Source organism: Dissulfuribacter thermophilus (assembly GCF_001687335.1).
Classification (GTDB): Bacteria; Desulfobacterota; Dissulfuribacteria; order Dissulfuribacterales; family Dissulfuribacteraceae; genus Dissulfuribacter; species Dissulfuribacter thermophilus.
Window position 1 is genome coordinate 138,448 of the sequence record NZ_MAGO01000003.1, and the last position, 12,812, is coordinate 151,259.

The window sequence follows — 12,812 nt, forward strand, 5'->3', positions numbered from 1 at the left end:
GATAAAAAAATGAGCATACGAGCGGAAGTATTGATAGAGGCCCTCCCCTATATCAGGAAATTTTATGGCAAAACTGTGGTCATTAAATACGGTGGCCACGCCATGGTGGATGATAGGCTAAAGGAAAATTTTGTCCTCGATATCATCCTCATGAAATATATCGGCATAAGACCTGTAGTAGTCCATGGAGGAGGCCCTCAAATCACCAAGACACTGGAGAGAATGGGCATTAAGCCCACCTTTGTCGAAGGCCAGAGGGTCACAGATGATGAGACCATGAGTGTAGTGGAGATGGTGCTAGTTGGCACTGTCAACAAAGAAATAGTAGGACTCATAAACTCCCATGGCGGCAGGGCAGTGGGTCTTTCTGGAAGGGATGGTGACCTCATAAAGACATCTCGCATGAAAATATACAAGTACACAGGAGATGAACGCCCACCTGAAATCATTGACATCGGGAGGGTTGGCAAGGTTGAAGAGGTCAATGTTGAGGTCATTTATGCCCTTGAGAATTCAGGATTTGTCCCGGTGATCGCCCCAGTTGGAGTTGGTCCCGACGGTACCGCCCACAATATTAACGCAGACCTTGTGGCAGGGGCAATCGCAGGGGCCCTCAAGGCTGAAAAGCTCATACTGCTTACAGATGTTCCAGGCGTAATGGTAAAGAGTGAAGACGGACAAGACAAATTAATACACTCCATGACAGTAAAAGAGGTGGATAAACTCATTGAAGAAGGCATCGCCCAAGGCGGCATGATACCTAAATTAAAGGCCTGCAAGAAGGCCTTAAATGCCGGAGTGAAAAAGGCCCATATTATTGACGGAAGGGTTGAACACGCAATAATTCTTGAACTCTTAACTGATGAAGGGATAGGGACAGAGGTAGTAGGCGAATGAGTTCATTTTTTGAAAATATCGCAGATACCTACAATCGTTTTCCAGTCACAATTGTAAAGGGGACTGGAACTAAATTATACGATGAAGAGGGTCGGGAATTTCTAGATTTTACTGCAGGCATTGCAGTCTGCAATCTAGGTCACTCTAACCCTGAACTCATAGAAGTTGCTAAAAAGGGGCTGGAATGCCTTTGGCATACGTCCAATCTATTCTGGACAAGGCCCCAGGCAGCTCTAGCCAAGGCCATTTGCGAACACTCCTTTGGCGAAAAGGTCTTTTTCTGCAACTCAGGGGCTGAGGCAGTAGAGTCTGCCTTCAAACTCATGCGCCGATTTGGTCATGAGACAAAGGGACCAGGGGCAGTAGAGGTAATAGCCCTCCATGGTTCCTTTCATGGAAGGACTTTAGGGGCCCTGTCTCTTACAGGGCAACCTCAGTACCAGAAGGGATTTCGTCCTCTGGTCCCAACTGTGACCTTTGTGCCAAGAAATGATATCAAGGCATTGAGGCTAGCCATTGGGAAGAGGACCTGTGGTATCATACTAGAGCCAATCCAGGGAGAAGGCGGGGTACACGTCTTAAGCGACGAATTCCTCCTTGAGGCCAGAAGATTATGTGATGAAAATGGCCTGCTCCTCTGTTTTGACGAGGTTCAGGTAGGAATTGGGAGAACAGGGACTCTTTTTGCTTATGAACAGACTCCAGTCGTCCCAGACCTAATGTGTCTGGCAAAGGCACTTGGAAACGGTCTTCCAATTGGGGCACTTGTTGCGAAAAAGGCAATAATGAGCTACCTCCCTCCTGGGACACATGCCTCTACCTTTGGTGGTAATCCAGTAATCTCTCAAGTTGCCCAAAAGGTAATTGAGATCATAGGAGACAATGCCTTCTTGGAAGGCGTAAAGATTAAAGGTGAGCTCCTTAAAAAAGGACTCATGGAAATAAAAGCGGATTTCCCAGGCCTAATAAAGGAGGTGCGCGGCAAGGGCCTAATACAGGCAGTAGAATTCAACTCTCCGCTTGAAGGGATTGGTTCTAGATTTATTGACGAAGGAGTGCTATGCCTGACACCGGCAGACAGGCTCCTTAGAGTTCTTCCTCCCCTTATAATTGAGGAGGATGAAATAAAAGAATTTTTAAACAAATTTCGAAACATATTGGAAAAATACTGTTAGCGAGCATAGTAAAATTGTCGGGAATTTATTTTTGGGGAAGTATCATGAGTAATAAGAAATTAAGACACTTTCTTAGGGTACTTGATCTCAACAAAGATGAAATTTTACGTATTTTAGAAGGTGGTTTTAGATTAAAACGTCAGAAAAAGGCTGGAATTCAACCTTTTCCTGCAACGGGAAAGAGCCTTGGACTCCTTTTTGAAAAACCATCTACCAGGACAAGGGTCTCTTTTGAGGCAGCAATGTTCAATCTTGGCGGGCAGGTAACATTTATGTCTTCGCGAGACCTGCAACTGACCAGAGGTGAACCCATCAAGGACACAGCACGGGTCCTATCGAGATACCTTGACTGTGTTGTCATTAGGACCTTTGGTCAGGCAGTTGTGGAGGAGTTTGCAAAGTGGTCCACAATCCCTGTAATAAATGGCCTCACAGATGAACATCATCCATGCCAGGTGCTTTCGGACATTATGACAGTTATAGAATGCAAAGGACACAATGTTGAGGACTTAAAAATTGCGTGGGTGGGTGATGGGAATAACGTATGCCATTCCTGGATAGAGCTTTCGGCCAGACTAGGTTTTGAGTTGAAAATTGCATGTCCAAAGGGATTTGAGCCAGACGAAACCATCTTGGCTCAGGCCAAAGACGAAGGTGCAAGAGTCACGATTTCAGATGATCCGTTTAGCGCTGTATCTGATGCAGACGTAATAAATACTGATGTTTGGGCGAGCATGGGGCAAGAGGATGAACTTGAAAAAAGAAAACAAATCTTTATGCCCTATCAGGTAAATAACGAACTTATTTCAAAGGCCCCGAACGATGCAATAGTGCTTCACTGCTTACCCGCCCATAGGGGAGAAGAAATTACAGATGATGTAATTGAGTCTCCTCAGGCTCCTGTTTGGGATCAAGCAGAAAACAAAATGCATCTCCATGCAAGCATCCTTTTCTGGGCCCTTGAACTAAAAGATGGAGTGTAGAGCTATGAAGGATACTCCCAAAAAAATAGTCCTTGCGTATTCTGGTGGTCTTGACACCTCAGTAATACTAAAGTGGCTTAAAGAGACATATCATTGTGAGATTGTGGCGTATTCTGCAAATATTGGTCAGGATGAGGATTGGGACAAAGTCCGCGAAAAGGCCTGGGCAACAGGTGCCGATGAAGTGGTGATAAGGGATCTTAGGGATGAGTTTGTACGCGACTTTGTCTTTCCCATGATGAGGGCCAATGCCATCTATGAAGGCCAATATCTTCTGGGGACCTCTATTGCAAGGCCACTTATCGCAAAAGAACAGGTTAACGTTGCCCATGAGACAGGTGCCGATGCAGTAAGCCATGGAGCAACTGGCAAGGGGAATGACCAGGTGAGATTCGAGCTCACCTATATGGCCCTTGATCCTGAGCTCAAGATAATCGCTCCGTGGCGTATTTGGGATCTAAACAGTAGATCAAGGCTCATTGCCTTTGCAAAGGAACATGGGATCCCCGTACCAGTCACCAAAGAAAAACCATACAGCATGGACGCAAATATGCTACACATTAGCTATGAGGGTGGGATCCTAGAAGACCCATGGGCAGAGCCTCCAAAGGATATGTTTCTGTGGACAAAGGCCCCTGAAGATGCACCTGATGAACCTCAATATGTTGAGATCACCTTTGAAAAAGGAGATCCCGTAGCAATTGATGGCGAACCCCTTACACCTAGAAAACTCCTTCAAAGGCTAAATGAGCTCGGTGCCCTTCATGGGATTGGACGTATAGATATTGTAGAAAACAGATTTGTAGGCATGAAATCCAGGGGAGTGTATGAAACCCCTGGTGGTACCATACTAAGGATTGCCCACCAAAATCTTGAGACCATTACACTGGACAGAGAGGTAGTCCACCTGAGAGATAGCCTGATCCCTAAATACGCAGAGCTCATCTACTATGGATTCTGGTTTTCTCCTGAACGGGAGGCACTTCAAGCCCTTATTGACGAGTCCCAAAAAGACTGTTCAGGAGTAGTGAGGTTAAAACTCTACAAGGGCACATGCCAGGTAGTGGGAAGACGTTCTCACAAATCCCTCTACAGTCCAGAGCTTGCGACCTTTGAGGCAGATGAGGTCTATAACCAAAGGGATGCAGAAGGATTTATCAGGCTTCAGGGTCTAAGACTTAGAATGCGCGCCATGCTTCAAAATAAATTAGGTGCAGAGGACCAGGAGTGAATGTTGTAGGTTTTGACAATCACCAGACCAGAATGGAATGGGAATAGATAAACGTAAAAACCTTAGAGTAGTTTTTAAGACAAATTGTTCTGTTGAACCCATTAATGGAGATCTTAGTCCCTTTGAGGCAGACTCAACCAAGGATATAAGCCTAAAGGGCATGTACATTGAAACCGAAAATCGGCTTCCGATTGGAAGCTCTTGTATATTAATACTCAAACTTGCTGGTACAAGCTCTGAGCTTATCCTCAGCATAAGGGCAAAGGTAGCGCGCGCGGACAGTAATGGGCTTGCATTTACATTTGAAGAAATTGATATGGACAGCTTTTTTCACCTAAGAAACGTCTTATATTATAATTCAGGCGATCCAGATAGGATCGATAAAGAAATTATAGACACACAGGATTAGGCAAATGAAATTTTACTACTATTACGAAAAAAAAGGTGGACCTTTTACAGCTTTTCTAGCCTTCTTGGGAGCAATTCTTTTTGTACTAGGCTTCTTTTTTCTGGCCCTTCCTATCTTTTTTGCAGCCATTGCCGTATTTAGTGGAGTGGCACTGTACCTAGGCTGGCGTATGAAAAGGGCCATCAAAAAGATGGAAGAAGAATTGGAAAAAGATTTCAAACTAATGGAGGATATGTCTGAGAGTGAAATCATCGACATCACAAAAAAGCCGCTTGAGTGAACCTGTAGCACGTCTAGTCCGAGTTAGTCTAGCCAGGCCCTCTCTAAACGATAATAGAAGCCCAGAGACGAGGTTACGTGAGGCATTAGAGGGGTCTGTGTTCTTGCCTTTATCTGTTATTAAGGACCTTTCTCGCCTTACATTTTCTGAAAAATATGATTTGGATTGCATTTTATTGACCACTTGCGGAGGCCAGAAGGTCGCTCGAGTTGATAAGGCTACCAAACTTCGAAATCCCTTAGGGGTTGCAATAGACCTGGGAAGCACCACTATTGTACTTTATCTTCTAGATTTAGTGGATGGAAAAGAGTTGGCAAGACGCACCTACGAGAATCCCCAGAGGGCACATGGCGAGGACATTCTAGCTCGCATACTGTATGCATCAAAAAACGACGGTTTAGAACGATTAAAAGACGAGGTCCTAGATGTCTTCAATAAAGGGATTGTAGAGCTGACAAGTGAAATTGGCTCTAGCCCAGAAGATGTGTATTTCTGTTCAATTGCAGGCAATACTACTATGATTCACTTTCTGCTAGGGCTAGATCCCTCTCACATATGTAAAGAACCCTATATCCCGTGTGCAAACACCCTAGATATTTTAAAATCAAAAGAAATTGGTTTAAAAATACATCCAGAAGGTGAAGTATACTGCTTTCCAAATGTCGGCAGCTACTTTGGTGGAGATCTTCTGGCGGGGATTATTGCCTCTGGTATGCATACCCGTGAGGAGATATCCATGCTCATCGACGTGGGAACAAATGCCGAAGTGGTCTTGGGAAATTCTTCATGGATGGTTGCTTGTGCAGGTGCTGCAGGCCCTGCCCTTGAGGGCGGAATACTTACCTGCGGCATGCGTGCCGAACCTGGGGCCATAGAAAGAGTGACTATTTCTCCAGAAGATCTCACCGTAACCTATAAAACAATTAAAGGAGAAAGGCCAAAGGGGCTCTGTGGCTCTGGCATAATCGATCTTTTAGCCGAACTCTTTGTTGCAGGCCTCGTAGATCCAACAGGGAAGCTAGAACCGCAAAAATGCCCGGAACGTATGAGAGACATCGATGGGGAAACCGCGTTTGTAGTGGCCTTTGAGAACGAAAGTTACTCAAAAGCCCCCATCTTTATCACTCAAAGCGATATTAAAAATCTCATACGCTCAAAAGGGGCCATGTACACCATTTTGAATGTTGTCCTTCAGAGCGTTGGAATAGGCTTTGAAGATGTGGACAAATTCTATGTAGCAGGGGCCTTTGGTAACTACATCGATCCTGAAAAGGCTGTCACAATAGGAATGCTTCCAGATGTGCCATTGAATAAGTTCGTTGGCCTTGGGAATGCTGCAGGCCTTGGAGCCAAGGAACTACTACTCAATCAAGGTGCGATTAAAGAGGCAAACGAGATAACAAAAAAAATCACTTATCTTGAAATGAATGTTAGAGGGGATTTCATGAGCCAGCTTACTGGTGCCCTCTTCCTGCCCCATACTGACAGAAGCAAATTCCCTAATGTTTGGAAAAAAATAAAAGCTTAAAAAAGCTTAAAGCCTTCATGGCAAAGGGATGTAACATCCCTTTGCCGCTCTATTGGGCTTTGCCAACTTTAACATAACTCTTTCGCCTGTGAGAGTAGCTACAGGCGTCTGTGACGACGTTCTAAGACTTCTTATCCCAGATTTTGGATAGCCTACATTGGTAAAAAACTCTTCTTGAGACTTGACAGATATATGCTTTTACTCTATTTGTTCTAAAAAATAGAACAAAATAGACCAATGAAATCCATACTCAGTTCTCTTATCACCTCAAAAACCAAGATCCATATCCTCATGAGGCTATTTTTGAACCCCAATGAGGAGATCCATTTAAGGGGACTTTCCGAGGAATTTGGACTGTCGCCAAGCCTTGTCAGAGAAGAACTCCGCCAACTTTCTTCTGCTGGTCTACTTTTAAACCGGAAGAGCGGCAGACAGATCAATTTCAGGGCAAATGCCAACCATCCTCTGTTTCCAGAACTCCATTCAATGGTCAAGAAGGCCTTTGGAATGGACAGGATCTTAGATAGCATTGTTTCCAGACTCGGAGAATTAAAACTCGCTTTTGTTCTAGATGACTACGCTCAGGGAAAAGATACAGGAATAGTAGATCTCGTGCTCGTAGGTAATATAGATCAAGATAATCTGACGGACTTGGTCAGAAAAACAGAACGCTATATTTCGAGAAAGATACGAACCCTTGTGCTTACAGAGGATGAATTTCAAAATATGAAATCAATATTTGAAAAGAGACCAAAACTTACATTATGGAAGGCAGATTAAAAAATGGAGATGGTTAAAAAATGGTACGCAGTTCGTACTAAGCCCAGGCGTGAATTTTACGCAAAAGACAACCTTGTACGTCAAGGTTTTGAGACCTATCTACCAGTGGTAAAAAAGCTCATAAGCCACGCCAGAAAAAAACAAATTGAGCCAAGACCCTTTTTTGCTGGTTACCTATTTTTGCACCTCTCACCTGAAGAATGTAACTGGACTACCATAAACAGTACATATGGTGTTCTAAGTGCTGTACGTTTTGGAGATGTTTATCCACCTGTCCCAGATGGACTCATAGCAGAACTAAAGGCAAGAGAAGATAGTTCAGGCAATATTGTGTTGGATCCACTTAAAACTGTACCATTTAAGCCTGGTGACAAGGTACTTGTGCGAAAGGGCGAAGGATTGATAGAAGCGATTTTCACTGAAATGAATTCTGAAGATCGTGCAATTGTATTGATCGAGCTGTTAAAAAGGCAGATTAAGGTAGAGGTCCCAATTGAATATTTAGAGACCTATTAGGCTCTTATTTCAACATGATAAATAATTGTTTATCCCATCTTTCACCCAAATGGCGGTAGTGTGCCCAAAGAATTCATCTTTGTAAAAAGACCGGCTCAGGTCAAAGCTATAAAAAAAATTTCCAGAACCACATTTAACTTTGGTGACACTCCCATAATTTAACTTGAATTATTGTTCTTTGTGAGTTAAGCCAAATATGGAGGGCCTAGTAATTTAATTGTTTGGAGGTGTGGTATGGTTTATGGTCTACTTCGTAAGGCCCTGGGTATCACCTTAACTCTATCTTTTTTAATAGCTTCACAAACTGTGTGCCAGGCCAAATTTTCATGTGATGTAGAGTCTATTCAGGGGAATAAGCTCATCCTTACAAATTGTAAGAAAAAAGGTTTGAAAAGACTCAAGGCCGGGGACACTGTGAACATTACAAAAAAGAGGAAAAAGGCAAAAATAGAAGGCTGCTAAAATAATCGGTTCAGGCCCTCCGTTAATTGCTTCCTTCACCCTCACAAGCTAAATGTGAAAATCACGCTTTAGTTATCTCACCAATAGAAGAAGAATTTAATTTATTGAAGGGAACTCCAACAATAGACATCTATAATTTATTCAAACTCAGAAATCACTCACGGTAAAGAGAGGATGCTTATGCGAAATCAGGTTAAAGTTGCCTTGATCGGAGCTGGTTATTGGGGGAAAAACCTTGTTCGTAACTTTCATGCATTAGATGTTTTGAGCGCAGTCGTAGATCCTAATCCCGCGGTCCAGCAATGGTTAAACAGAAAATATCCAGAAATAAAAGTATATAATGCCATTAGTCAAGTTCTTGGTAATCCACAAATTGATGCAATGGCTATCGCTACTCCGGCTGAAACACATGGGACTCTTGTACGAGAGGGAATCTTAGCTGGGAAAGATGTATATGTTGAAAAACCCCTATGTCTTTCAGAAAAAGAAGGAGAAGAACTCATTAATCTTGCCGAAACTCATGAAAGAATTTTAATGGTAGGGCATCTTCTGTGGTATCACTCTGCCCTATTAAAATTACAAAATTTGATTGGAGAAGGTCAACTTGGGCGCATTCTTTATGTTTATTCTAACCGGCTTAACATGGGGAAACTGAGGAGAGAAGAAAACGTCTTATGGTCATTTGCTCCCCATGACGTTTCAGTGATACTCGGCCTTCTAAACGAATTTCCCGACGAAATCCAGGCCCATTGTGGCAATTATCTGCATCAAAATATTGCAGATGTTACTGTCTCTCTACTCTCTTTTCCAAGTGGAATTAAGGCTCATATCTTTGTCTCATGGCTGCATCCTTTTAAGGAACAAAAACTTGTGATTGTGGGCGAACAGAAAATGGCAGTCTTTGACGATACCCAACCATGGGAAAAGAAACTTATTTTATATCCCCATAAGGTAGAATGGAAAGGACAAATACCAGCGGCCATTAAGGCTGAAGGGGAGTATATAAAAATACCAGAATACGAACCGTTGAGGGCTGAGTGTGAGCACTTTATTGATTGTATAACTTCAAGAAGTGTACCCAGAACGGATGGAAAAGAGGGACTCCGGGTGTTAAAGGTGCTAAATGCCTGTCAAAAGGCAATAGAGACTGGGTATCCAGTCAAGCTCAGATTAAACAAAGACGGAAATAATTCAATTTTTATTCATCCCACTGCAATAGTAGATGAAGGTGCCATTATTGGCAATGGCACCAAAATCTGGCATTTTAGCCATGTTCTCGGAGAGAGCGAGATCGGTCCCAACTGCAATATTGGTCAAAACGTAGTCATCGGTCCTCGTGTTAGGATCGGCAAAGGATGCAAAATCCAAAACAATGTTTCAGTCTATGAGGGAGTAACTCTTGAAGACTATGTATTTTGTGGTCCATCAGTTGTTTTTACAAACGTTTATAATCCAAGAGCAGAAATTCCCAGAAAAACTGAGTTTAGATCAACTCTGGTAAAAAAGGGGGCCAGTCTTGGAGCAAATTCTACTATTTTGTGTGGAATCACAATAGGTGAATATGCCTTTATCGGTGCAGGATCGGTTGTCACAAAGGATGTCCCACCTCATGCCCTAGTAGTCGGCAATCCAGCCCGACAAATTGGATGGGTGTGCAAATGTGGGAACAGGTTAGACAAGAAAGGGGAATGTAAATCTTGTGGAATAAAGTATTCTAAGGATTCCCTTGAGAACAAATTAAAAAATAATAAAAAAAGTTATTTTAAAACATAAGTAGTTTTTAATCATGCCGACTGTCCAAGTTTTTAATTCTTTCAGCCAATAAAAACTACTTTAATAAGGAGAGCACAAAAATATAAGCCTCGATAGTTTTCTATCGATTAAAAGCTATTTAAGCTCTTTTCAAGTTTTTGACAACTTCTATTTTTTGTTATTCAATAAGGTAAAGAATATCATTTTCAATGATTCACCAATAAATATTAAAATGTTAGCAATTTAGTAAATTATACTTTAATAAGAATGGAATACATTAATGAAAGCTGTCTTGTTTACAGCTATCGATTGGGCAATCCAACATATCTAGCTGATTTTTTTTATTTTTAAAAGAAAATATCATACACGAGATAAAAAGGCAAACTTCTATGTTCAATCCAAATAGGATTGACTACTTAATTATAGATCATTTTGATCCAAACAAAAGTTTTATACTTCGATATTGCGATTTGACTGATTTGACTAAATTCATTCTTATCCATCCAAGATGTAAAATCAGGTGAATCTTTTAATCTTTTCAATCCAAAATCGTGTTCAAGAGTCGTTTGATGCAGCAAAACATATGAAGCTATTATGATGTTAGGTAATAGCCAAAACAATTTTTTCCTTCTCCTAATAGGAAGTCTTTTGGAGATTACATTAAGTCCACTAAGCTTAAAATAGATCGTCTGTTCTCATGCTCCATACGCAGTTGCAAAACTTTTTACATGCTAGATTACCATAATTTACTGTGAAACCTATAATTTTTGCTGCAGAGAAACTATTCTTTAATCATGCATCTCTCATTAAAGATGAGATATTTGTTACAAGAAAAATCATAAGAATTGTTGCCAGGATTACTCTAGGTGTTCAATAGCAGGATTTAGAAAAAAATTTAAACGGGAGGTCATAAAAAGGATTATTCACTCGTCATTTATTATAATGTTATGTACTATTAACGCCTTGGCGACGCTTAGAAATTCAAAACTAACTCTTGGATATCAGGTAAATTTTCTAAAAAATAAAATATCATATCAACTCTCAAACTCCTTCAAACTTTCTCCTAGTTCCTCAATCGACTATAAACATTTTTTGTTCATATTTTTAAAAAATTTGATAATCCTTTTGCTGTATTAAGAATAAATGTCACTACTTAAATCATCAAATATTTCTTTTTCACCGGATCGCAAACGTGCTTTTATTCTCCAAGTCCTTGGTGGATACGCAAATAACGCAATAGGGATTATTCAGGGACTATTGCTCGTCCCTCTCTATATCCACTACATAGGTATTCAGACATACGGATGGTGGCTGGCTTCAGGCGGTATATTTAACATGCTGAGACTCATGAATTTTGGTATCAATAGCATGTTAATACAGCGAATTGCCAGCGCTTACGGGAAACAAGATCTATTTCGAGCAGGAGCATACTTTTTCAACGGGGCGCTCGTAAATGTAGGTATTTGTCTTCTGTATGGATTCACTGGATGGGTAATTTCCTTCTGGCTTCCAGAAATTCTCAATGTTACCGGTCGGGAATCTGAAATATTACGTGGTTGTTTTCTGATAGCTGTGACAGCAATGGCAGTCGGCTTTTTTAATGAATGCATTCGAAGCCTTAATCAAGCGTTACTTCGTCCACTGATTCCCGTTCTAAGTATCATCGTAGGACGTATCTTAGGGACTGGCGTTACAATATGGATGTTGCTTGATAATTTTCAATTGTGGGCGATCCCTTCTGGAATGTTAGTTACAGAGGGGATAATCTTTCTCATTAATATAGTCGATGTCATCACTTTTTTTTTACGACTTAACTTTCCAATAAAAATAAAAAAAGATATTATAATTGAATACGTTCAAACTGGCCCGGCATTAATATTGGCTCGAGTTGGCCTTACTATTTCACAAGAGTCAGAACCATTATTAATTAATACCCTGATTGGCCCTGAGATGAATACAGCATATATGGTTACACGAAGGGCTGCTGATTTTATTTTCCAGCTATTTAGTGTTATAAATGGATCCATTTATAGCCCCTTTTCACATATAGCCGGTGCAGAACAAACTCAAAAACTCTACACAATACTAAAACAAATCCTCATAATAAGTTTTTCAATAGGATTAATAGGATTTTCTATCTACGCAGGGATAAATCATGAATTTGTCTCTTTATGGATAAATCAGTCCATAGTCCTCAACCAAGACATAATTCTAGCGATTGGCATAGGTTATTTTTTGCGCAGTATACGAGCTACCTTATGGCAACTCCTGAATGGACTAGGTGACTTTGTGTTCACTTCATTGATCATCTTTTTAGAGAGTTCTGTACGAATGGTTGTAGCCATCACAGCACTGACTTTTTTTGGTGTAATTGGGCTTCCCATGGCTTTATCTATTTCCTCTTTCAATTCATTAATTCTACTTAGCTTGAGGTTAAAAAAACGCTTTACATTACAATTAGATATAAATACCAATTTTAGGTTTTTACTTTCCGTTATAACTTTATTCGGGATCAGTTTGTTAGCTACCGAATATAAAAATTTCCCGGTCTCATGGGGACACTTTCTAATTCATTCATTATTATTGACAATGACCCTTTTATTTTCGTTTATCTCCATTAATTGGGGAATACTCCGCTCATTAGACATTAAAGGAAAGTTACCATCTTTATCATGAATCCTTTTTCCCTTATATCCTGGTTAGTTAGTAAAATTTGGATGTATTATTACAAAATTAGACTTGGAAAAATCGGGAAAGGGACGTTTATTTGTCCACATGTCAAAATTACATATCCAAAAA

General features: G+C 40.9%; 12 protein-coding genes. All 12 read left to right on the forward strand.

The annotated features are described in order from the left end of the window. Nucleotides 1–9: 9 nt before the first annotated feature. The 12 genes from argB to DBT_RS03725 all read left to right on the forward strand — a co-directional run bounded on the left by argB (nucleotide 10) and on the right by DBT_RS03725 (nucleotide 12,689). The gene (argB, locus tag DBT_RS03665) at nucleotides 10–897 is read left to right on the forward strand and encodes an acetylglutamate kinase (RefSeq protein WP_083186608.1); all 888 of its coding nucleotides are present in this window, start codon (nucleotides 10–12) and stop codon (nucleotides 895–897) included. Then, nucleotides 894–2,072 carry an aspartate aminotransferase family protein gene (locus DBT_RS03670; RefSeq protein ID WP_067616566.1) on the forward strand — a complete coding sequence of 393 codons (1,179 nt, stop codon included), beginning with the start codon at nucleotides 894–896 and terminating at the stop codon, nucleotides 2,070–2,072. Before argB ends, DBT_RS03670 begins: the two co-directional genes overlap by 4 nt. A 44-nt stretch (nucleotides 2,073–2,116) precedes the next feature. Beyond that, complete coding sequence (gene argF, locus DBT_RS03675; RefSeq protein ID WP_067616568.1) at nucleotides 2,117–3,055, forward strand: ornithine carbamoyltransferase; 939 nt, start codon at nucleotides 2,117–2,119, stop codon at nucleotides 3,053–3,055. A gap of 4 nt (nucleotides 3,056–3,059) precedes the next feature. Beyond that, nucleotides 3,060–4,286 (forward strand): argininosuccinate synthase, encoded by a 1,227-nt coding sequence (locus DBT_RS03680; RefSeq protein ID WP_067616571.1) that lies wholly within the window; start codon nucleotides 3,060–3,062, stop codon nucleotides 4,284–4,286. 37 nt (nucleotides 4,287–4,323) lie between these two features. After that, nucleotides 4,324–4,695 (forward strand): PilZ domain-containing protein, encoded by a 372-nt coding sequence (locus tag DBT_RS03685; protein ID WP_067616573.1) that lies wholly within the window; start codon nucleotides 4,324–4,326, stop codon nucleotides 4,693–4,695. A 4-nt stretch (nucleotides 4,696–4,699) separates the two neighbouring features. After that, nucleotides 4,700–4,975, forward strand: a complete 276-nt coding sequence (locus DBT_RS03690; protein WP_067616575.1) for a hypothetical protein — start codon at nucleotides 4,700–4,702, stop codon at nucleotides 4,973–4,975. Next, nucleotides 4,938–6,503, forward strand: a complete 1,566-nt coding sequence (locus DBT_RS03695) for an ASKHA domain-containing protein (RefSeq protein WP_067616577.1) — start codon at nucleotides 4,938–4,940, stop codon at nucleotides 6,501–6,503. The genes DBT_RS03690 and DBT_RS03695 overlap by 38 nt, the downstream gene beginning before the upstream one ends. Before the next feature lie 237 nt (nucleotides 6,504–6,740). Then, nucleotides 6,741–7,283 carry a winged helix-turn-helix domain-containing protein gene (locus DBT_RS03700; protein WP_067616579.1) on the forward strand — a complete coding sequence of 181 codons (543 nt, stop codon included), beginning with the start codon at nucleotides 6,741–6,743 and terminating at the stop codon, nucleotides 7,281–7,283. 3 nt (nucleotides 7,284–7,286) lie between these two features. Beyond that, on the forward strand, nucleotides 7,287–7,799 hold the full coding sequence (locus DBT_RS03705) for a transcriptional activator RfaH (RefSeq protein WP_067616581.1): 513 nt from the start codon (nucleotides 7,287–7,289) through the stop codon (nucleotides 7,797–7,799). 234 nt (nucleotides 7,800–8,033) lie between these two features. Next, entirely contained in the window at nucleotides 8,034–8,261 is a 228-nt protein-coding gene (locus DBT_RS03710; RefSeq protein ID WP_067616583.1) for a hypothetical protein, read from the forward strand. 180 nt (nucleotides 8,262–8,441) lie between these two features. Beyond that, nucleotides 8,442–10,034, forward strand: coding sequence for a Gfo/Idh/MocA family oxidoreductase (locus tag DBT_RS12675; protein WP_067616585.1), 1,593 nt, complete (start codon nucleotides 8,442–8,444; stop codon nucleotides 10,032–10,034). A 1,122-nt stretch (nucleotides 10,035–11,156) separates the two neighbouring features. Continuing rightward, the gene (locus DBT_RS03725) at nucleotides 11,157–12,689 is read left to right on the forward strand and encodes a lipopolysaccharide biosynthesis protein (protein ID WP_067616589.1); all 1,533 of its coding nucleotides are present in this window, start codon (nucleotides 11,157–11,159) and stop codon (nucleotides 12,687–12,689) included. Nucleotides 12,690–12,812 lie beyond the last annotated feature (123 nt).